Here is a 22,332-nt window from a genome sequence, read left to right on the forward strand (position 1 = left end):
GATGAGCCTTCTCGAACTCAAGGATAAGATCAAGTCCCACCTGGTTGCCGGTTACCCCGGGTTGTTCATTCAGTCCGGTGAGGAGGCCAGGGTCGACGCCATGCTGCAGGACATCTCCAGTGACCTAGGCCTGCATCCTAAAGAGTGGAATCTGGGCTATGGATGGGTGGATTTCTTCAACAAGCAACCACGCTCCAGCGAGACGTCGAACACTGACTTGGCCACCAGCTTACCGTCGCTGCTTGATGATGATTTGGACGGCAAGCTGTTTGTCATCAAGGATGCACGGAGTGCATTGGAGAACCAGCCACTAGCAGTGGCTCGGCTAAAGCAGTTGCTCAACCGGATCCAGCGTCATCACAGAGGGACAGCTGCAGTGGCGCTGGTCTCTGAAACGCTGCATATCCCGCCTCAGATTGAAGCGCAGATAACGCTGCTTCCTATGCAACTGCCTCGTGGTGATGAAATCGCTCAACAGCTCGATGCGGTCTGTCAGGAACTCGAGCTGTCGGTACCTGAAAATTTTCGCCAGCGTCTGCATGCTGCCTGCAGCGGCCTAAGCCAAGAAGATATCCGTTCGGCGTTGGCGATGGCTCGCCAGCAGCATGAGCAAATCAACGACGCCGCGTTGTCTCTGATCCAGTACGAGAAGGAGCAGGTCATTGCCAAGAGTGGCGTGCTGGAAATGCTCAAGGTGAGCGAAAGTGCCTCGGACATCGGCGGCCTGGAGAATCTTAAGCAGTGGCTACGCCGTCGGGAGCAGATTTTCCGCCGGCTGAGCGAGGCACATGAGTCTGGAGTACAGGCACCTAAAGGGGTCCTGATTGCAGGCATGCCCGGCTGCGGTAAATCGCTGACTGCCAAAGCTGCGGCCGGCCTTTTTCAATTGCCGCTGCTGCGCCTGGACATCGGATCGCTGCTAGGTAAGTACGTCGGAGAAAGCGAGCACAACATGCGCCGTGCTCTGTCCATGGCGGAATCTGTGAGCCCTTGCATTCTCTGGATCGACGAACTGGAGAAGGCGTTCGTTGGTATGAATAGTGGCAGTGGCTCGGAGGTCTCCTCACGGCTATTTGGCTACTTCCTCACATGGATGCAGGAGAAAACCGGTGCGGTGTTCGTAATTGCCACTGCCAATAACATTACCGCACTACCTCCAGAGCTCCTCCGCAAAGGTCGATTTGACGAGGTGTTCTACGTTGGCTTCCCCAATGCAGTGGAGCGAGGAGCGATTCTCGATATTCACCTTAAGGGGGAGCAGTCAAATCTAACTGCAGAGGCTCGTAGCAAGCTGGTCAGTCAGTGCCGTGATTACGCCGGTGCGGATATCCAGAACGCGGTCAACGAGGCGCGGGAGACTGCATTCTTAGAGGGGCGCGAGCTTCGCTTCGAAGATCTGGAGGCTGCCATCGAGCGGACAGTACCGTTACGAGAGACCCTGCGTGATCAAGTAGCGAAGTATGAGGAGCTGTTTGAGAAGCTCAAGCTGAAGCCAGCCTCCACGTGTGACGGGCTAAGTGTGGCTCAGTTGATCCAAATGGCTGAGAACCCCAACCCGCTGCGCCGCGAAGAAGTTGCTAAGAGTGAGGACTGCCCAGACGACCTTTTGGAGAAACTGGCGGGTGACGGCGATCTGAAAGTCCGGACCGCGGTGTATCGCAACCCCAACTGCCCAGAGAAAGTACTCACCCTAAGAATCAACATTGTGGAGAGTGAGGGTGGCTTCGACCCTGAGCTACTGCAGTTGGCATGCATGCATGCACACGCGCCCCAGGATCTGCTAGCAGCTCAATTTGATCGACTGAAACTGGAGCCTCTACAGAAGCTTCAGTTGGCTCGCAGAAGTACACATGAAGCGCTCCAGCAGAGGCTCGCTGCAGATGAGGATCCGGTCGTGCGCAGGGCACTAGCCTTGGGTAAAAGTCTGAGCAAAGAGCTTCAGCAGCGGCTGGCAAAAGATCCAGCAACCACTGTGCGCAACTTCCTCGCCAGTAATGACATTCTGCATCCGGACGTGCAGATGACGCTGGCTCGCGACGAGTCTTTTGAAGTCCGCGAAAGCCTCGCTGAGCTAGTGGGTTTAAGCGAAGCCATGCAGCTAGTTCTAGCTCGTGACGAGAATCAAGACGTGCGGGAAGCGCTGGCTAATCGTGATGGCGAGGCGATGCTTCCAGATTCAGTTCAGTTGAAACTGGTCACGGACTGCTTAGAGGTGCGTCGCGCGTTGGCACGCAACAGCAATCTGGGGGCTCCCGCACAGTTACTGTTGGCACAGGACCCCAGCGTGGCAGTGCGCTGCGACCTGGCTGAACATCCGGCTCTGGCTAGTGCGACTATCCAATGCCTGATGAAGGACGTCGAAGATGTGCAGGAGAAGTTGGCCGGCAGCCGCCACCTAGCTTCGCCATTGCTGCAAATCACCTTGAGTCGGCACGAGTCGCGCAGAGTACGCACGGAGTTGGCTGGTAATAGTGCACTTAACACCGATGTTCAGGCACAGCTGGCTAAGGACAGTAGCCCCTCCGTGCGTGAGGCGCTTGCCGGTAACGAGGCTCTCACGGCTGCCGTCGCCGAGAGACTGATGCACGACACGCATGAAGACGTTCGTAAATGTTTGGCACGGGGGCGGAGAAAGATATTTCCGAGTGTTCAACTTCACCTAGTGAATGATTCGGCTCTTGACGTTCGCGTATGCCTTGCCTCTTCGGCCGATTTACCCGATGAGGTCCAGAAAATTCTTGCTGGCGACTTGCCGGAAGTGAGGTGGGCTCTGGCAGAGAACACCTCAATCAGCGTCGATGTGCAGCAGGACCTATTCGATAGCGGCGACCTGATTACACGACTGTCGCTGGCGCAAAATAAGGCCTTGGCAGGTTCGATACAGGCACAAGTCGCTGACGACAAGGTAATCGATGTTCGCGCGCGCTTGGCTAGCATTCCTGATCTGACCGCATCTGTTGTTAACAAGCTCATCCATGATGTCGAAGATGTGCAGACCGCGCTAGCGCATAACCCAAGCCTTGTGGAGTTCGAGTATGAGCGACTCTTTAAGGCAGGGACTCAGCAGGTGCGGGAGGCTTTGGCAGGTAACTCTGCAATTGGGCCGGCCTTGATGGCAGAGATTTTTCGGGTCGAGTCAGCCCAATCAATCTTCGGAGTGGCTATGGGTTTTTGGGGGACAGCAATCTCCGGAAGTACCCAGACGCAAGCGCTTAGACTCAAGCTGGCCCTGGCTAGTAACCGTAAGTTGCCCGCTGAACTTCAAGCGACCTGGGTTGAGAGCTCACCGTCACTGGAAGTGCTTCAGGCACTAGCGAGCAACCCCGCGCTGTCGAAGGACCTGCATGAGCGACTGGCTACTCACCACAACGCGAAGGTGCGTGAGATGGTGGCTGGAAATGACAGTGTCGGTAGAGACGTCTTGATCAAGCTGCTAGCCGACCCCGAGGCGGGGGTACGTGCAGCATTGCTTCGTGATTCGCGGATGGATCGTGAGCTGGAAATACAGTTGGCCCAGGATCAGGAGGTTGCCGTTCGGCGCGCCGTTGCGGCCCTGAATCGTCCAAGTAAAGCTGCTCAGCGATTGCTGGCTTTTGACCCCGATAAGACTGTGCGCGCTCGTTTAGTCCAGCATTCGGATCTTCCGGGAAAGTCCATTTCCCTTCAGGTGCAGGAAGTGCTTGCTCGCGATGATGAGCAGCCGATTCGCCAACTACTTGCGACTTATCCAGCTCTGGAGCCTAGTGTGCAGGTACTACTGACAGGTGACGAGTCGATTAGCGTCAGAAAAACTCTGGCCAAATTTCCTTGGCTTGGAGAGTTGTGCGAAGAGGCACAAATACGTCTAGCCCAGGACATTGATTTGACTGTGCGTTTGGCCTTTGTCGAGAGCAAGAAAATGCTACCGAACGCTCAGGCGGTTCTCGCTGAAGACTCGTTCCAACAAGTGAAATTGAAACTGATAGCTGAGGCTGCACCTCGGTCTCAGTTGGGGCTTGAGGCGCAACAGGTACTCGTCACGGACCCTGACAATAAGGTTCGAGTTGCTCTGGTGGATGCGCTTCTGAGTTTTCCTCAATTCGTGGGTAGTGAAGAGGCTCTGTTGGAGCTTGCGGGTGACCCGGACGAGGAAGTGCGAGACCGGTTTATCTCCCGTCCCATGAACCCACAGCTGGGCGATAGTTGCATCGCCGCTGTCAAAGCACGGTTACTTGAGGTCGCTGATCATGTCCTTCGAGCGAAACTGGAAGAGGCGGATAGGCTTCGAGAGTCTTGAATCCGTTCCATCATGAAGATGCCAGTGCAGACTATCACCGAGTGTGCCGGCACCCAGTGATTGAAATGATGGTACGCCGTCTCTGCGTGCTAGCTCCTCTTCGTCAGAGCGCCCCCGACCAGACTCCTCAGTGAGAGTTTCTGGTCAGGGGGCATACGAGCGGATTAGTCGAGGTTGGACGCGATGTGATGGACCATTTTTAACGGTTCACGGCTCGTCGCAATGTTGTGGAGGATGTCGCGTTTGCTGCGTGGGAGCTGCTTAGCACAGCGCTTCGCTGTTACCCTGAGGGCGCTATCGGTACCGTGAATTTTTGCGGCGAGCAGTAATGCAAGAATTGCGTCTTGGAGGTTCACGCTTGAAACGAGTTCCGATTGAGGTGTGCATAGGCGCAACGAGGGAGGGCTGCTCGCTGAGTTTGGCATTCTGAGCTGATTTACCCAACCTTGCATTGCTCGGTTAGTTCGACAACTGCCCCTAGCGGAGAAAAATGCCCGCGGGTGCCCGTGAGAGTCAGGGATAGACACATGAAAGGATCAACAGGGTTTTTCGTAAGGCTTGCTCTTGTTGCTACGCTGGCTGGCGTCTCGAGCTATAGCTCTGCCCAGGTATACAAGTGCAAGGATGCTGCAGGTAACACCACTTTTGGGCAAGTACCTTGCGGTGGTGTAATCGATGATGCCGACAGTCAGTCAAAGAGGAGTGATGTGCAAGAGTCGCTCGTCAGCAGTACGGCGCCCAATGCGCCGCGAGTAACTTACCCAGCCCCCGAAGGTAGTGAGTCTAAGGCAGTCAACGCGCTTTCTGCGAAGCTAAAAGACCCTGGCTCATTACAGGTGCGGAACCTTGTAGCTAAGGGTATCTCCCCAGACCCGTCAAAGTGGGCTATTTGCGGGGAGTACAACGCTAAGAATGGATTTGGTGGCTATGTGGGATTTCAAAGGTTCGCAGTCATCGATGACAAGGCATACTCAAGTGGCGATGACATCCAAAACATCATGGTGGTCGCACTCTGCGGCGAGTAGTGAGCTAAGGCCAAATCCGAATTTAGAACTGATTGCCGCGTCCTGCTCAGGTCCAGATATCTAATCTTCGCTGTACGCTTTCAAACGAATTTATATGCAGTCACTGGCGGAGGCGCGTTAGCTAATATACCGTCCAGAGCAGTCTATATGGTAATCCCCGCCAGCACGGCTCGATGGAGCATGCTGGGGAGGATATGCAAGTATCACTCTTGCGTCAGTCCGCTTGCTATTAATCGTACAGTCAGGAGGCAGCCGAATTAAACTGAAGTCTATTAAATTCCTTTGTATCCAGGAATTTTAAACCAGATAGTTCCGGATTCGGTTTTCCAGATGTCGTAAATATATACTATTCCGTTTTCGGTGATGGCGCCTCCGTTTGTCTTTCTTCGGATATCTATGCTGCTCCCTGTTTCGGTAAGGTATTGGTAGCTTAAAGCTATGGCTTCTTGGCTTGTTCTTGCGTTCTTAAAGAAAAATGCTGTCTCTTTTGAGCGTCCGTCGCCTTGAGGGACTGGCTTCTTAGTAGAGAAAACATTAGTGATTTTTGCTCCTTTTTGAAGGCAGATCTCCACGTAGTGGTGTGCTTGCCAGGTAAGGTAAGGGTAGGTGGTGTGATTAACTTTTCGGCTAAAATTCAGTAGATTGCAACTGATGGATGCAATCTTTTTTATGGACTCGTCGGAGTTTTCGCGACTTCCTATCTTACCCGTCCCTATTACTCCACTTGAAATCAGTAGGTTGTTTCCATAGTTTGGATGGACAAATTCGCACAGATAATCGTAAGACTGCTGTGCGTCAGTGATTATTTTCTGTAGCTCTCTTATGGAGGAGCTTACGTGTATAGCTTCCTCCTCTTTTGGTCCACCTTTTTTACCTCCCCGGCCGGCATAGGTTCTTTGTAGTGTTGTCTCTGCTTTTAGAATTATATTGTTAATTTTTTCTAGCGCTCCTTGGTCCTTTAGGTCGTTAATCATCTCCTCAATCGCTTGCATGCAATAATTTAGTGTGGCTATCTGTTCCAAGAGGGAATGGCAATTGTTTGCCAGTGAGAGAGGGTTGCTGGTTTCTAGAGCGTGAATAATTCCCTTGGCTAGTAGGTAACACTTATAGTTAAAAAGCTCTACGCAGTAAAAGGAATGGTCTGCAATCGTGTAAAGACGCTGCGAGACGACGTTAAGTGGTGGGCGGAGGTTCGCAGATTTTTTCTTTACTGAGCTCCTTAGCTCTTGGAATCTGGAGTCATGATCTCTAAGGAATTCATTTTTTTCTGCTTCTGAAATGTATTCCATTAACAAGGATGACACTATTTCCATGGTTTCCATTTCTTTTCCCCGGGTGAAGATTTCAGATTCTTGGGTGTGTGCTGTTCGCTGGTGAGCTTCAGTGTCGGTCGGCTAAGTGGTGGCAGAATTGAAATTTAATTGCTTCAGATTCAAGGGCCTTCCAAAGGAGATTTTTGTCGTTGTAGAGCTACCGATTTTATCCAGGAGGCGCAATGGGAAAGAGGGGGGGTACGCTTGGAAAATTTCCGTTTGGTTTGATAAAAATCAAACCTTCATTTATTGATAGCAGGCTCCTGAGGCTCCATTATTGGGCTGATGGGGCGGTAAGATGTGATTTCCGCAGCTATCCCCTCCAGCTGGGTAGTCGCCCTAAGGGATGAGGGGATTAGGGCACCGGATGGTTGGTGTAATTCGAGTAGTGAAGGACTCACGCGAGATACTGACATGGAAGAGAGCACTCAGCAGCTTACCGAGCGTTATGTCTCCTCTCGCAGCCAGCATCCGGCTTGGCTGCTTTTGGCCTCGCGACGGGCGCCTTTAGTCCTTAGTTGTCTCCGCACGCTATTCGAGAAAGCCAACGATGGGATCGTTGTAGAGGATGCGCTTCAAGGCTTGTCAGAGCTCCTTGCCAGCTACGCAAGCCAAGAGCTTTTCGAGATCGATGCTGACAATGTCCACCTCCAGGCAGGGCGTGAGTTGCGGGAGTGGATCAAGCGACGCCTGATCGTCGAGCGCGAAGGTCGTGTCTACGCGACGGATGCTCTAGAAGTCGCGATTCAGTTTGTAGAGTCACTAGACAGCCGAATGATGACGTCTACCGCATCACGACTATCCGTCGTGCAGCGCGAGATCGAGAATCTCGAGACCAATCTGAACCCCAGCCCGACGGGGCGCATTGCTAGCCTGCGTCGTCGTATCCAAGATCTCGAGCATGAGCTGAAGCAGGTGGAAGCTGGCCACATTGTCGTTCTTGATGAGGCCCAGGCGATCGAGGGGATCCGAGAGGTATATAGCCTGGCGACGAGCCTGCGCGCGGACTTCAGGAGGGTTGAGGACTCTTGGCGCGACGCAGACAGAGCACTTCGCCAGTCGATCATTAGCGAGCAGTACCACCGTGGCGACATCGTGGACCTTCTACTCGATGGACAGGACTCGCTATTGAGCACACCTGAAGGGCGGGTGTTCGACAGCTTCCAACAGCAACTGCGACAGTCCATTGAGCTGGACGAGATGCGCGTGCGAGTTCGAACAATTCTTCGTCATCCAGCTGCTTCCAAAGCCCTCCAGCGTGGCCAGCAGAAAGAAATGCGATGGCTCGTCCTGCGACTGGTCCAGGAATCTCAGTCGGTGCTGCAGGCAAGAGCGCGCAGCGAGAGGGACGTCAAAGGGTTCATGAAGACTGGGCTTGCCCTCGAACACCACCGAGTAGGCCAGTTACTTCACGACATTTTCAGTGCGGCGTTGGGGCTGGACTGGCAGCGCCAAAGCGAGCGCCGCAAAGCTGTGCCATTGCCTCCTATTGGGATCCCAATTTCCGGTGTCCCGTCTGTTGAGCGTCTGCGGTTTAAGGACTTCAGTACGGAGGGCGACGCAGAGTTGAATCTGGATGTCGTTTCAGCTGGTTTGGACGAAATTGATTCGGACTTTTGGGATGCATTTGATGGGTTGGATCGAAATGCACTCATCCAAGAGACACTGTCGGTACTGGCTCAACAGGGACGACCGTTGAGTCTTGGCGAACTAGCCGCATTGCTGCCACCAGCGCACGACCTGGAGACATTCTCCCTGTGGCTAGGAATGGCGCGTGAGGCGGGGCTCCATGTTTACGAGGATGAGGCTGAAAGCGTCGAGCTGGTTGACTCAGAACAGCAACGCTGGCGGTTCCATCTTCCTCTCGTCGGTATGGATAGCGCTGCACTCAAAGACATTGATTGGGAGTTGTGAGCATGGCGGGAATTTTCGATCAATTGGCAAGTTCGGCAGGGGATGATCCGCGGCCGGAAGGTTTGCCTGCTGATGAGTCAGAGCAAGCGACTCCCCCTCAGACTCACGAGCCATCCGACGATAGTCATCGTACTCATGGCCGCATTAGAGAAACCGTGCAGGAGCTTCTTAAATACGGCTTGCTGGAGGACAGCCACAAACCAAATCTCTATCGCCTAGCCGTCACCCATGCCGCTGAGATCGCAAACATTCTTGAGCCCCTCGATCTGGGCGTTAGTATCGACGAGATAAGGGGGCTTGCCTTCGTGACAGTTCGGCAGGACGTCCGCGCAGATCCAGATGAGTGGTCACACCCGCTCGTGCGAAGGCAGCGCCTGAACCTGGAGCAATCACTGCTCATCGCGATACTGCGCCAACACTTCATTGTGTCAGAGCAGGAAAGTGGTGTCGGGACGACGGTTGCGCAGGTTGCGGTGGACGATCTCATCCCTCAGCTACAGGTCTACCTTGGCGACTTGGGGAGTGATGCGAAAGAGCGTAACCGCGTTCTCACGCTTCTGGATCAGTTGAAGGGGCATGGCTTGGTGTCCACGCCGGACGTACATGACAACATTATCATTCGGCCGATCATTGCCCACCTGGCAAACCCTGAGAACCTGCAGGCTTTACTAGCTTGGATTCAGGACCAACAGCGATTGGGAAGCGACCAGAACGATGCGACCAGGGAGGTCGAAGAGTGATGCAGGAAGCTTTGTGGCGGGATAGCGAAACCTTCGTTCTCACCTCGCTTGAGATGTTCAACTGGGGTGGCTTTCAAAGGTTTCATCGAGCGCCGATTGACGGTGCGGGGACCGCAGTCATTGGTCCGACTGGGAGCGGTAAGACGACCCTCGTTGATGCGCTAATGACGCTCATCTGCTCGACCCCCCGGTACAACCTTGCATCCACTGGTGGTCACGACAGCGATAGGGATCTGGCCTCGTATGTTCGTGGTGTAACAGGTCCTGGAGATGGGAGTGCTGGGCAGTCCCACATCGCTCGTTCTGGCAAGACGATTACAGGAATCTCCGCCACGCTCAAGCGTGAGTCTGGGATGGTTAGGCTTGGTGCGTTGCTCTGGTTTGAGGGCACCAGTTCATCTGCCACTGACATGAAGAAGCTTTGGATATTCAGTACCTCTCCCGACCATACGCTTGAACACTGGCTCAGTGTTCAGCATGAGGGTGGGATGGCTGCCCTGAATAAGATGGGGAGCTCGGAAGCGGGGATTTGGACGTATCAAAGCAAGAAGCAATACCTAGCTCGGCTACGGGATTTCTTTGAGGTCGGAGAGAACGCATTCAATCTTCTGAATCGAGCCTCAGGGTTGAAGCAGCTCAATAGCATCGACGAGATTTTTCGTGAGCTGGTGCTGGATGATCGTGCGGCTTTTGATCGTGCTGCAGAAGTGGCTGATAGCTTTGATGACCTCACTGAAATCCATAGTGAGCTCGAGGTCGCGCGCCGGCAACAACGTACGCTGGAGCCGATTGCAGATCTATGGTCGCGTTATCAATCACTTGAAAGCCAAGCAGGTGAGAAGGCGACCCTGCAGCGGCTTGTGCCTGTTTGGTATGCGGAGCAGGGCCACCGCTTGTGGTTGGCGGAGACTGAGCGCCTGCGGATCGAACATCGACGGGCTGAGACGGACGTGGCCTCTGCGCACGAACTCCTCGAAGCACAGAGGCGTCGCGCTGGCGAATTGCGACAGCTCTACCTGCTGAAGGGTGGCACCAACATTGACCAGCTGAGAGCGCGCGTACGTGATTGGAGCGCAATTGCATCGAGGCTCGAAGTAGCCTCACGGCAGTATCAATCGCTTGCTCGAAACCTAGGTCTGTCGGGGGAGCTCGACTCATCGATATTGCGTGAAAACCAAGCTAAGGCCGAGTCGCGCCTTGTGACATTGAAGGTAGATCTGGAGCAGGCTCAAATGACGTCCTTTCAATTGGGCGTCACAGAGAGTGGGCAGTCGAGCTTGCTCACAAAACTTAAGACTGAACGACAAGAGGTTGAGCGTCGTCCCGGATCAAATTTGCGCCCTGATTTCCAGAGCCTTCGCTCTGATTTGGCCACAGAGCTTGGTCTCGACGAAAGCGCTCTGCCGTTTGTGGCAGAGCTCGTTCAGGTCAAGAGTGAGGAGCATCGATGGAGAGGGGCCATTGAACGGGCAATTGGCGGTCATCGCCTACGGATTCTGGTGCCGCCGGACTCCATCGAGCATGCCCTTCGTTGGATCAATAATCGGCATAACCGACTGCATGTCCGTTTGTTGGAAGTTAAGCGTCCTGAGTCAGCCGCGGTCTTCATGCCGGATGGCTTCACCCGAAAGCTCACTTACAAGGATCATCCCTATCGAGAGGCACTGAAGGTGCTGCTTGCGGAGAATGATCGGCACTGCGTTGACAGCCCAGAGGTTCTGAGATCGACACCTCATGCGATGACTGCCGAGGGGCTCATGTCAGGTAAGGCCCGCTTCTACGACAAACAGGATCAGCTGCGTTTGGAAGACGATTGGCTCACAGGCTTCGATAACCGCGACCGCTTGGCCCAGTTGGCTAGTCAGATCCATGAGGTCAGTGACCGGCAATCGCACGCTGCTCGAGAGCTCAAAAATGCTCTAGCAGCGGTTAGCTTGCTTGAGGGACAAATTAGGGCCTTGGAACAGATCGCCCAAGTCGATTTCGCGGACATTGACCTTCCTGGAGCGCAAAGGCAGCTCGACGAGCTGAACCAGGGAATCCAGGCGCTATTGCGGCCTGATACTGACCTTGCGGCTGCCAAATTAGCCGTGGATGAGGCTGAGGAGCTGATCCAGGGGCTAGACGAGCATCACCAAAAGGCGATCGTGAAGAGAGCCACGGTGAATACCAGCCTGGATCAGGCTGCATCGAATACTCGTAAAGCCTTCAATCGGTCTGAGGAAGGGATGAGTGATCAGGAACGTGAGCTCGCGATTAGATACTTGCCTGAGATCGCTCCGAAGTATTTGGCGGAAATTGGAGACCTTGAGATTGGCTTGACTCGAACGCTGCAGGGGGAAGTTCGGGACCTTGACGATCGACTGGGCAGGCTGAAAACCGAACTCGCAAAAAAAATGTCGGATGCGCTGAAAGAGGACACCGGAGCTCTGGTAGATGCTGGGCGCGAGCTTGATGACGTGCACAAGTACTTGGATCGGCTGAGGGTACTCACCGAAGAGGCATTGCCAGAGAAGCTGAAGCGATTCCGGGACTACCTAAACCGCTCCTCCGATGACGGTGTGACTCAGTTACTGAGTTACATCGAGCAGCAGGTCGCGCTGATTGAGGAGCGACTGGACGATTTGAATAGCACAATGTGCCGGGTCGATTTCCAGGCAGGGCGGTACCTGAGACTGATTGCAAATAAGGTCTCACACGACAGCATTCGTTCACTGCAGCGTGCGCAACGTGCTCTCAATTCGGCCAGGTTCATTGAGGATGAAGGGGAGAGCCACTACAAGGCCCTTCGAGAGCTCGTGGTGATTCTTCGCGAGGCTTGTGAGCGGAATCGGACTCAGGCCGCTCGTGCCCTACTTGATCCTCGCTTCCGGCTGGAGTTTGCAGTCTCAGTGATCGATCGGGAGACAGGTAACACGATCGAGACCCGTACAGGTTCGCAAGGTGGGAGTGGTGGCGAGAAAGAAATCATCGCCTCCCATGTCTTAACGGCATCGCTGAGCTATGCGCTGTGCCCAGACGGAAGTAGGAGGCCGCTTTTTGGCTCCATCATCCTGGATGAAGCTTTCTCCCGAAGCTCTCATGCCGTGGCGGCTCGAATCATTGGAGCGCTACGGGAGTTCGGTTTACACGCCATCTTCATCACTCCGAACAAGGAGATGAGGCTGCTGCGCCATCACACTCGGTCCGCGATCGTTGTTCACCGTAGAGGCATGGACTCCAGTTTGGTCTCTCTTAGCTGGGAAGCGTTGGATGAGCACTATCAACAGAGGATGAAGGTGCAGAGTGAAATCACCACTTGAGATAAGCCGGAAGCTAGCTCGTCAGTGGTATCAGTCTGAGACGCGTAGCAATCGGCTTCTTGGCTTCAGCGAGTGGCCTCTTTGCGTGAGCATTGGTACGCCTTCCGCTAGGGAGTTTTCTCAAGATCCCGGCGCCGTGCAGCGCCACGCTGATTCATGGAGATCGGTGGCAATTGGGTCGGTGGAGTGGGGGGCAGTCAGTTATCGCGCTGGCGCCGAACCGATTCTGCTTCCTTCGCAGTGGTGTCTGCGCAACCCATCCGAATGGGTCGCTGCAACGATGGATGCGACGATAGGCAAGGAGTATGCAGACCTCGAGCACATCGTTGAGGGCGTGGATGCGGCCTTCAGAGCGTTGCTCGTCACTCAGCGCAGTCTCTGGATCAAGAAAGATCCGGGGGAGGTCATTGCTGCTGCTGACTTGGCCCTGCGTCTCCAGCCACGCTGCGCCATGGGGCGCCCCTTACGCTTGTTGGCCGAGCACGGGGTGGATACGAAGTTCTTCGAGCGCAACGCCGGACTACTAACTCGGCTTTTGGATGAGCGTTTTGAGGGCGAGCCTTCTGAGGTGGGGCTCAACACCTTCCTCGGGGCCCTGGAAGAGAGCGAACACTGGGTACTGGTTGCACCTCTGTGCGATGGACTGCTTCCCTTTAAGAAGCTCCGCCTCACAACCGCTGAGCTCATGGAGTCTCGGCTTCCGGGGTCTCGGCTGATTGTTGTGGAGAACGAAAAATGCTTCCACCAACTGCCTGAGATTGCTGACACCATCGCGGTACTTGGTTGCGGACTTGATCTGCAGTGGATGGGGGCACCCTGGCTAAAAGAGAAGAAGGTGGCCTATTGGGGGGACATAGACAGTTGGGGGCTATTGATGCTCGGCAGGAGCCGGGAGTTATGCCCAAATGTTTCTGCTCTTCTTATGTCAAAGGACATATATGAGCTGTATGCACCCGGATCGGCTGTAGAGGAACCAGTGACAGCCCAAGTATCTCCGCCGTGTGGGCTTCAAGCGGACGAGAGGAATCTATACTCATATTTGCTGGGATTGGGTAAAGGTCGATTGGAACAGGAGTATATACCTAAGAATGAGGTGGGTGCTGAGGTCGGGAGGTGGATGGTCCTGAATTTTTAAGGTGGTACAAGATGATAGATATTAATCGAGCGATGTGAGTTTTCTGCCGGTTGTCTATGTTTGCATGGTAATGCTTATCTTCGCTGGGTGTTCATTTGTATTTTGGAGTGGTTGAAGATGCTTACAAGGGAAGTTGTAAGAGCGCTTAATAAAGGGGTTCTGGATGAGTTGGATCTTACGAGGGAAATTAAGCATCCAGGTGAGAATGGTCGAGCAAGAGAGCAGATTTTAAGAAGATTTCTGGAGAGGATCCTTCCAGGGAAGTATAAGGTTGGGACAGGTTTTGTTATTGATGCCGTTGGCGGTATTAGTAATCAAATAGATATAGTTGTGTATCGAGACGATTACCACTCGGTGTTTGAGATTGGTGATGTAAAGCATTTCATGGTTGAGTCTGTTGTGGCGGTTATCGAGAATAAGGCGTCCATTGCTAGCGCTGCTGTTCTTAGGCAGTCATTTGAAAATATAGTTTCGGTTAAAAGATTAGATAGGACAAATGGCGGGAAAAACTATTTTGTTCCTAGCAGGGAGCTTCTGAGTAAGGATAAATTTTACCATCAGATTTTTGGTGCTATCTTGACTGAGAAGTCACTGTCCGCGGAAAGTCTTCAGTCGGAGTTTTGTGGTTTTTTTGAGAGGACAAGAGATAAGAATCTTTGGCCTAATATGTACTGCGATGTGCGGGGCTCTTCTTTCAGGTATATCTCCGCGGATGAGCACGTGATTGTTGATCCTCGGGTCGCTACAGCTTTTGCGATATCTGATCCCTCGGCGGATACATATAATCCCCCTTTAATTGAACTCGCATATGAGGTAATTTCGTTGCTTAGGGTCTTGCAGTTAGTTGATTTTTCTCCTGCGGACTATTTCCATGGAGTGACTGGCAGAGCATTAAAGTACGTACGATTTCCTGATGAGATGTTGCAGTAGGGTTTTCTCCGCTTCAGACGACGATTCGAGAGGGCAAGTTAGAAGTTGCTGGCACGTTATTAGTTACCGGCGCGCTAGCCCCAGGCGCAGGCTCTTCAAAATTGTGGCTCTACAGAAGCCAAGCCTGTTCTTTCCATGCCCTAGCCGTTTGAAGTTGTTGCCCCGTTTAGTCTGTAGCGCCCAGATCACAGCATGGACGTGATTAGTGCATGCCATCCCCTTCTGCAGAGGGCGAGAGAGTCACTTGCAAGGTTAGGGGGACAGTAGCAATAGCTCAAATGTGCCAGGATTCTAAGTGGGGGGTTAAGTGGGGGGTTGTTTAGATTGTGATTTTAAAAATACTTAAAAAACATATAGTTATATCAAAAAGCCGCCGTCCACAAGGCGGCCTTTTTCATGCGGGTCGGTTTACCCGGTTGGCTGAAAATCAGCGTATGCCCTGGTTCCTCAGCGCCGTCGGGGTGTAGTCGACGCTGCTGGCCCTGAAGCCGAACTCCACCTGGGACTTCTCCTGGTTGGTCAGGCCGGATACGAGGTAACGGCCATTGATCAGGTCGTAGATCGCTTCCACGCCCAGCCAGGGAATCTGCTTGTCGTACAGCGGCGTCATGAAGCTTTCGCCCACGCGCCAGAGGGTGCCGCGGCCGTCGTAGTGGTCGGCGAGCACGGCCTGCCAGGTGTCCTCGTCGAGGAACAGCACGCGGCGGGCATAGATGTGCCGCTCGCCAGCGCGCAGGGTGCCCTCGACTTCCCAGACGCGGTGTTTCTCGTAGCGCACCAGGTCCTGGTTGAGATGGCCGGGTTTGACCAGGTCGTCATAGCGGTGGGCGGTGGAGTCGAGGGTGAAGCTGTTGTACGGCACATAGATTTCCTTCTTGCCCAGCAGCTTCCAGTCGTAGCGGTCCGGTGCGCCGTTGAACATGTCCAGGTTGTCCGCCACGCGCAGGCCGTCGGAGGCCGGGTAGGGGCCGTCGTAGGCGATCTGCGGGGCACGGCGTACGCGACGTTGGCCGGCGTTGTAGACCCAGGCCATGCGCGGCTCGCGGACCTGGTCTAGGGTCTCGTGGACCAGCACTACGTCGCCTGCCAGGCGCGCCGGTGCGGTGACCAGTTGCTTGTAGTAGAAAAGGACGTTGTTGTCCTTGTCCGGGCTGTAGTCGGTGAGCTGGTCGCGGTAGCTGAACTGCTGTTGGAAGTAGGTCGGCGTGTAGGTGCCGTTGGCGGTGGGTGTCGCCTGCACGTGCAGGCGCTGGGCGCTGCCACCGCGATAGCGGGTGATGTGGTTCCACAGCGCCTCGACGCCGCTCTGCGGAATGGGGAAGGGAATCGCTGTCTGGAAGTCCTTCAGGCCGTTGCCGCCTTCGACCAGGCTGGCATGCCGCGCATTGGCGGCCACGGCCTGCAATACGGCGGCCGGGTAGGTCGCCGAGCGGTGCGCGGGGTACACGTTGAGGTGGTAGTCGGGGTAGCGCTGCAGCAGCGCCTGCTGGCCGGGCGTGAGGTTCGCCGCGTACTGCGCCATGTTCTGCGCGGTGATGGTGAACAGCGGCTTGTCGGCAGCGAAAGGATCGCTCAGGCGGCCGTCGGCGCCGCGGCTGCCCGCATTGGCTGGCAGTCCGCCGTCCCAGGCAGGAATGCTGCCGTCGGCGTTGCCGGCGCGCTCCGCGCCCAGGGGCGTAAGGACGTTGCCCAGTTTCGCCGCTTCCGCTTCGGGAACGGCGGCCTGGAGGTTGAAAGGCAGGGCCAGGAACAGCAGTGAAGCGCACGCAAGTTTCTTGTTCATGGGGTTTCTCCGCTTAGAACGACACGCCAAGGCTCAGGGCAAGGAAGTCCCGGTCGGTATTCACGTTGTACTTACCGCCGAAGAAGTTGGTGTAGGAAAGGCTCAGGTTGTAGGTGTTGAGGTAGGTGGTATCGACGCCGACGCTGATCGCTCGCGCGCCCTGGTTGAAGCCCGGCTCCGGGGCGTAGCCGTGGACGTCGTGGGACCAGGCCAGGTTGGGCCGTACCGTGGCGCCGTCGATGAGGTCGGCGTACTCCCAGATCGCCCGCGTCTGGTAGCCCCAGGCGGTGCTGGTGACGAAGCCCGAGTCGTTGCAGTACTGCGGCGTGACGCTGTTGCCGGTGCACAGGCTGTTGTCGGGGTAAAGCGCGCCCTGGCCGAACACTGGGCTGCGGCCGTAGCGCAGCTCGTCGTCGCCGCCCAGGCCGCCGACATGGGTGACGCCGATCTCGCCGATCAGGGTCAGGCGGTCGGCGCCCATCACCTGGTCGAAGAAGTGCGTGGCGGTGACCTGTGCCTGGGTCACTTCCTTGCGCCGATAGCCCTTGAGCGTCGCGTCGTTGGCCGGTGCCGGAGCATCGCCGTAGACCGGTGTGAGCGCAGGGATGCCCAGGGTCGCGGTGACCAGATCGACCGGGTTGATCTGTACCGGCATGTTCGGCCGGTAGCTGATCTCGCCGGCCAGGGTGGTGCCGGTGGGCAGGCTGGTGCTGAAGCTCAGGCCGTAGAGCTGGATGTCCTCGGGGTAGTCGGCAAAGTACTGGGCGCTGCCCAGCCGGTAGGCCTGGGTCAGCTGTTGGCCGGCACTGCTGCCGATCACCGCGCCGCAGAGGGCGTCGGGTATGCCGAGGTTGCCGCAAAGCTGCGGGGCGAAACCCAGGTCGGCGGCATGCGGGCCGCTGCGCACGCTGAGGTAGGGCTGGCGGCTGTGGTAGTTGATGAAGTAGCCGGCGAACTCGCTGTCCAGCTCCGGGGCGAACCAGCGCAATGCGGCACCCCACTGGCCGTCGTCGCGGGCCTCGCGGTCCTTGCCACGGGGGATGACGATGCCTTCGTCGGTCAGGTTGATCCCGGCCGGCGCCAGGGCCTGGACCGCCAGCGGGTTCTGGTCGATCACCGGGCCGGCCGCCAGGCCGTTACAGCCGTCGGCCATCACGTCGGTGGTGGAGAAGAAGGTGCCGCAGTTATCGATCACCGTCTTCTGCCATTCCAGCTGGTAGAAGGCCTCGGCGGACAGGTGCTCGCTGAAGTTCTGCGACACATAGAACATGTTCACCGGGATCAGCCCTTCCTTGATCTCCGAGCCAGGACGGCGGAAGGCGGCGACGTCGATCGGGTTGATGGCGTTGATGCCGCCCTGGATGAAGGTGCTCTCGCCCCAGCTCACCACCTGCTTGCCCAGGCGCACGGTGCCGGGCAGGTCGCCGATGCTGTAGTTGTGGTAGAGGAAGGCATCGAGGAACTCGGCGCCGGAGGCCTTGGCGCCTTCCTCGCGGCCGTGGTCGTCGATGTCCTTGAAGTGCAGGTGCTCGTCCTTGAGCTTGAAGTCGTACCAGTACTTGCCGCGGACGAAGGCGCCGGAGTCGCCGTACTTGAGCTCCAGGTCGTGGATGCCCTTGAACACCTTGGAGAAGGTGTCGCCCTCGCGGAAGTTGCGCTTGCCGTCATCGGAGCTGTGGCTGTGCAGCAGGCCGGCGTCGGCATTGCGCATGGCCCAGCTGGCGCCGACCGACAGGCTGGAGTCGAACTGTCCCTCGATCTCGCCGAGGGAGAAGGTGAAGGCCTGCGCACCGTCGCCGTAAAGGGCCAGGCCGATGGCGGCGGGGAGCGCGAGCAGGTGCAAGGCGGGTGATCTGCGGTTCATCTGAAACGACCTCTTGTTGTTGTTCTGTCGTCTGCCGGCCCTTTTTCGGGCGCAGCGGTTCCCCGCTGGCCCGCGAGGCGCGGGCCAGTTGATGAAGGTGGTGGGGTGGAGGCGCTAGAGGCTCAGGTCGAGGGCGTCCTCCCCGAGCGTGATCTCGCCCGAATATTCATCGGCCATGCCGCTGACGAACATCCGCCGGGCGAGGACGTTGTCCGGAGCGGGAATCAGGTGGGTGAGCAGCAGATGGCGCACGCCGGCACGTTGGGCCATGCGGGCCAGCTCCAGGGTGTCGGCGTGGTAGTCGAGCACGCGCACGGCCTGCGCGCCGCGATCCTTCTGCTCGGTGCGTTCGAGCGCGGCAGCGCCCTCGCGGACCAGGTGGGCGTTGATCGCCTCATGCACCACCAGGTCGGCATCGCGCATGGCTTCGAGGTAGCGCTCGCTGACGCGGGTGTCGCCGCTGATGAACAGCTTCTTGCCCTGGTAGCGCAGCACATAGCCGTAGGCCGGCTCCACCGGATGGTGGTCGACGCGGTAGGCATCGATGGTCACGCCGCCCTGGTCATAGACGCGCACCAATTCCTGTCCCTGGGCGATTTCAACCCGGCGAGGTTCGGCGAACGCCAGCTGCTTGTCGGTCGGAGGCAGGGCATGGGCGCTGCGGTAGCCGGCGTCCTGGGCGTAGACCATGGCCAGTCCCTCGACGACCTGTTCGACACCGGGCGGGCCATAGACCAGGAAGGGCGTCTGCCGGCCGTAGATCCAGCTGTGGTTGATCAGCGCGCCCAGGCCGTTGAAATGGTCGGAGTGCCAGTGGGTGATGAACACCTGGTTCAGCGCCTGCATCGGGACGTGGCTGGTCTCCAGGTTGCGCATGGCGTTCTCGCCGGCATCGAAGAGGAACAGCCGGCCACCGACCGCCACCAGGGTGCAGGCCTGGCCTCGGGTGGCGTTGGCCTGCGGCGTACCGGTACCGCAGAGGATGACGCGGATGGCGTTGCCGCCCTGGATCAGCGACGGGTCGGTGTGGTCCTTGACCATCGCGTCCAAGGCCGCGTGCTGGATGCGTTCGCAGCCGGGGAGGGCGAGGACGAGCAGCAGGGCAAGGGCTCGGGGCAGTCGGGGTCGCATGGCACTTCCTTCATCTTGTTCTTGTTCTGGATGCGAGCGGTGCGGTCAGGCTCAGCCGTGCCAGTCCACCGCGAAGCTGTAGCGGCCCAGCGCGCGGGCCAGTTCATCGCGCCCGGAGCCGGCGCGAACCTGCGCCACCAGCCCGCGACGGGCGTCCTGCACCACCTCCACGGTGATGCCGGCGAGGCCCTGGTTGTCCGCTTCCTGGTGGATCACCCGGGCGATCTCGCGTTGCTGCAGCGCGGGCTTGAAGATCTTGCCCACCGGCGTCACCGGCAGGGCGTCGAGAATCTCGATGCGCTTGGGCACCGCGGCGCGTTCGCTGATCCGCTGGTTGGCGAAATCCAGCAGCGCGGCAGTGTCGGCACGCTGACCGGCGGCGAGCTGCACATAGGCCACGGGAATCTCGCCGGCATGCGGATCGGGGCTGCCTACCGCTGCCACAAGCGCTACTGCCGGGTGGGCCTGCAGCGCCTCCTCGATCTGCTTCGGATCGATATTGTGGCCACCGCGGATGATCAGCTCCTTCTTGCGCCCGGTGAGCCAGAAGTAGCCCTGGGCGTTCTGCCGCCCGAGGTCGCCGGTGTTCAGCCAGCGCTGCCCGCCGATGTCGATCCAGAGGCCCCTGTTGTGGCTGGCCTCGAGGTAGCCGAGGAAGACGTTCGGGCCGTGGATGGCGATCACCCCGACTTCGTCGGCTTCGGCGTCGCGAAGGTAGTCGCCGTGGTCGTCGAGCATCACCGCGCGCATACCCTGGTAGGCCAGGCGCAGGCCGATGGAGCCAATCGGGCGCTCGCCGTCGGGCGGGTTGCTCGACGAGACGCAGGCGCCTTCGGTCAGTCCGTAGCCTTCGAGGATGCGCACACCGACCACGCGTTCGAACTCGCGGAACAGCTCCACCGGCATCGGCGCGGCGCCACACAATGCGTACTGCAGGCTGGACAGGTCATGGTGGGCGACAGGTTGCTGCAGGAGCGCCGAATAGACGGTCGGCACGCCGGAGAAGAAGTTGATGCCGAAGTGCTGGACCATTGCCCAGAAGGCCGGGATGACCCCTTCGCCGCGATAGCCCTGGGGCGTGCCGATGATTACCCGGTCACCATGGGTCCAGGGCATCAGCCCGGTCACCAGCTGGCCGTTGACGTGGAACAGCGGCAGCCCGCAGAAGATCACCTGGCCGCTCTGGCGCGGCTGCAGGTTGGCGGCCATGGCCCAGGCGTTGAAGACTTCCGAGCCGTGGCTGCGCTTGGCGATCTTCGGCAGACCGGTGGTGCCGCCGGTGCAGAAGTAGGAAGAGGCCTCCTCCGCGCGGATCACGCGGCCGCTGCTGAGCTGCTTGCCATTCTCGCGGCGCATCAGGTGGCGCAGGTCGTGGATGCGCAGACGCGGGTGGCGCCCGCGTTCGCGTCGGGCCATCCAGCGCAGCGCCAGGGATGCCACGGTACCGACGTAGGGCGTCATGCTCACCCAGAGCACGTCGCGCACGCTGGGCAGGCTGTCGAGCTGGCTGACCAGCTTGGGCCACAGGTCGCTGCCGGGTGTCGGCGCCAGGGTCACCACCAGCCGGGCATTGGCGGCGCGCAGCAGGTCGCCGATCTGCGCGGCTTCCAGCAGCGGGTTGATCGCCAGGACGATGCCCGCGGCTTCACCGCCCCAGATGACGAAATGGGTTTCCGGCAGGTTCGGCAGGAGGAAGGCGACCACGTCCTTCGGGCCGATACCGAGCCGGTGGAAGGCGTTGGCGGCACGGGTGATGTCGGCGAACAGCTCGGCGTAGGTCCAGTCGTGGGTACGGCGGAAGTTGCTGGCTTCGAGGAAGAAGCTCAGCGCCGTCGCCTGGCCGTGCTGCACGGCGCAGCGACGCAGGGCCTCGTAGGTGCTGGCAGGCAGTTCGCGGCGGGCCAGCGGGACGCTTTCCAGCGCCTGGATGTCGGCGAGGGTCTGCACGGCCATCAGGCTTGCTCCACCACGCGGTTGCGCTGCACGCCCAGGTCGATCACGCCGTCGGCGCTGCGGATGCTCGCCTCGACCAGGTCGCCGGCCTTGAGGTACTGGCTGCGCCCCGCCTGCGTCTTGAGGAAGGCTTTCCACTTGATGTGCTCGGGCAGCAGTGCGGCGATGCGCTGCTTGGCCGGTGAGGGGACCGACAGCGCACAGCCTGCCGGCGTGCCGGTGGCGATCAGGTCGCCGGCGACGAAATCCTGCACGCCGGACAGCTCGCTCAGGGTCTCCGCCGGGCCGTGCACCAGGTTGGCGGTGCTGTCGCTCTGGCGTACTTCACCGTTGACCGTCAGACGCAGCTGCAGCTCTTTGAGGTAGCGCATGTCGTTCTTCTGCAACAGACACAGGTAGGGGCCGACCGGGCCGAAGGTGCGGAAGCTCTTGCCCTTGTAGAACTGCATCTGCGGGATCTGGATGTCGCGCGCCGAATAGTCGTTGACGATCACCACGCCGGCGATGAACTCATGCAGGTTGGCGTCGGTCACCGCCACCTTGCCGGTGATGTCGCGGCGCAGCACCAGGCCCAGCTCGATCTCGTAGTCGAGGAAGCGTACCTGACGCGGTTTGATCAGGTCGCTGTCAGCGGCGACGATGCAGCTCTGCGCCTTGGTGAAGATCATGTTGAAGTGCTTGGCGTCCGGGTCCATGCCCGACTCGATCATGTGCTGGCGGTAGTTGGCGCCCTGGCAGACGAACTGCTGGTCGCGGGTGATAGGCGAGAGCAGCTTCACCGAGTCCAACGCCAATTCATCCCCGTGCACGTTCGTGAGTTCCTCGACCTCAACCTGGCGGATCAGCTCCCCGGTGCTGGCGTAGCGGCCGGGCAGGGGGCTGATGCGCCCTTGGCGCAGCACGCCCCAGCGGGTTTCGTTCTGGTGTTCGAAGCGGACTACGTGCACGGGCATGGGAGCGACTCCT

General features: G+C 57.9%; 14 protein-coding genes. 7 read left to right on the forward strand and 7 right to left on the reverse strand.

Annotation, left to right across the window (positions count from 1 at the left end; genetic code table 11):
- Window position 1 precedes the first annotated feature (1 nt).
- Window positions 2-4,276: an AAA family ATPase gene (locus ACKI1H_RS17235; protein WP_440465728.1), complete on the forward strand. Its 4,275-nt coding sequence runs from the start codon at window positions 2-4 to the stop codon at window positions 4,274-4,276.
- A gap of 164 nt (window positions 4,277-4,440) precedes the next feature.
- On the opposite strand, the gene ACKI1H_RS17240 is transcribed toward ACKI1H_RS17235, so the two are convergent.
- A complete protein-coding gene (locus ACKI1H_RS17240) occupies window positions 4,441-4,728 on the reverse strand; it encodes a DUF7740 domain-containing protein (RefSeq protein ID WP_440465729.1) in 288 nt (95 codons plus the stop codon).
- 75 nt (window positions 4,729-4,803) lie between these two features.
- On the opposite strand from ACKI1H_RS17240, the gene ACKI1H_RS17245 reads away from it, so the two are divergent.
- Window positions 4,804-5,301, forward strand: a complete 498-nt coding sequence (locus tag ACKI1H_RS17245) for a DUF4124 domain-containing protein (RefSeq protein WP_440465730.1) — start codon at window positions 4,804-4,806, stop codon at window positions 5,299-5,301.
- Window positions 5,302-5,573: 272 nt separating this feature from the next.
- On the opposite strand, the gene ACKI1H_RS17250 is transcribed toward ACKI1H_RS17245, so the two are convergent.
- Window positions 5,574-6,623 (reverse strand): hypothetical protein, encoded by a 1,050-nt coding sequence (locus ACKI1H_RS17250; protein ID WP_440465731.1) that lies wholly within the window; start codon window positions 6,621-6,623, stop codon window positions 5,574-5,576.
- A 405-nt stretch (window positions 6,624-7,028) separates the two neighbouring features.
- Between ACKI1H_RS17250 and ACKI1H_RS17255 the strand changes: the two genes are divergently transcribed.
- The 5 genes from ACKI1H_RS17255 to ACKI1H_RS17275 all read left to right on the forward strand — a co-directional run bounded on the left by ACKI1H_RS17255 (window position 7,029) and on the right by ACKI1H_RS17275 (window position 14,635).
- Window positions 7,029-8,528, forward strand: coding sequence for a DUF3375 domain-containing protein (locus ACKI1H_RS17255; RefSeq protein WP_440465732.1), 1,500 nt, complete (start codon window positions 7,029-7,031; stop codon window positions 8,526-8,528).
- Between the two features lie 2 nt (window positions 8,529-8,530).
- A complete protein-coding gene (locus tag ACKI1H_RS17260; RefSeq protein WP_440465733.1) occupies window positions 8,531-9,268 on the forward strand; it encodes a DUF4194 domain-containing protein in 738 nt (245 codons plus the stop codon).
- Window positions 9,265-12,570: an ATP-binding protein gene (locus tag ACKI1H_RS17265; RefSeq protein ID WP_440465734.1), complete on the forward strand. Its 3,306-nt coding sequence runs from the start codon at window positions 9,265-9,267 to the stop codon at window positions 12,568-12,570. The genes ACKI1H_RS17260 and ACKI1H_RS17265 overlap by 4 nt, the downstream gene beginning before the upstream one ends.
- Window positions 12,554-13,705 carry a Wadjet anti-phage system protein JetD domain-containing protein gene (locus ACKI1H_RS17270; RefSeq protein ID WP_440465735.1) on the forward strand — a complete coding sequence of 384 codons (1,152 nt, stop codon included), beginning with the start codon at window positions 12,554-12,556 and terminating at the stop codon, window positions 13,703-13,705. Before ACKI1H_RS17265 ends, ACKI1H_RS17270 begins: the two co-directional genes overlap by 17 nt.
- Before the next feature lie 117 nt (window positions 13,706-13,822).
- Window positions 13,823-14,635, forward strand: a complete 813-nt coding sequence (locus ACKI1H_RS17275; protein ID WP_440465736.1) for a DUF6602 domain-containing protein — start codon at window positions 13,823-13,825, stop codon at window positions 14,633-14,635.
- A gap of 427 nt (window positions 14,636-15,062) precedes the next feature.
- Here the strand turns inward: ACKI1H_RS17275 and ACKI1H_RS17280 are convergent, their stop codons facing one another.
- From ACKI1H_RS17280 to ACKI1H_RS17300, 5 genes are all read right to left on the reverse strand, one after another.
- Window positions 15,063-16,418 (reverse strand): DUF1329 domain-containing protein, encoded by a 1,356-nt coding sequence (locus tag ACKI1H_RS17280; RefSeq protein WP_440465737.1) that lies wholly within the window; start codon window positions 16,416-16,418, stop codon window positions 15,063-15,065.
- 13 nt (window positions 16,419-16,431) lie between these two features.
- On the reverse strand, window positions 16,432-18,282 hold the full coding sequence (locus ACKI1H_RS17285) for a DUF1302 domain-containing protein (protein WP_440465738.1): 1,851 nt from the start codon (window positions 18,280-18,282) through the stop codon (window positions 16,432-16,434).
- Between the two features lie 114 nt (window positions 18,283-18,396).
- Window positions 18,397-19,413, reverse strand: a complete 1,017-nt coding sequence (locus ACKI1H_RS17290; protein ID WP_440465739.1) for an MBL fold metallo-hydrolase — start codon at window positions 19,411-19,413, stop codon at window positions 18,397-18,399.
- Between the two features lie 51 nt (window positions 19,414-19,464).
- Window positions 19,465-21,366, reverse strand: coding sequence for an acyl-CoA synthetase (locus tag ACKI1H_RS17295; protein ID WP_440465740.1), 1,902 nt, complete (start codon window positions 21,364-21,366; stop codon window positions 19,465-19,467).
- Entirely contained in the window at window positions 21,366-22,319 is a 954-nt protein-coding gene (locus tag ACKI1H_RS17300) for a fumarylacetoacetate hydrolase family protein (protein WP_138522773.1), read from the reverse strand. Before ACKI1H_RS17300 ends, ACKI1H_RS17295 begins: the two co-directional genes overlap by 1 nt.
- Window positions 22,320-22,332: the final 13 nt, after the last annotated feature.

It is taken from the genome of Pseudomonas sp. YH-1, from assembly GCF_051990045.1.
In the GTDB taxonomy this organism is placed as follows: domain Bacteria; phylum Pseudomonadota; class Gammaproteobacteria; order Pseudomonadales; family Pseudomonadaceae; genus Pseudomonas; species Pseudomonas nicosulfuronedens.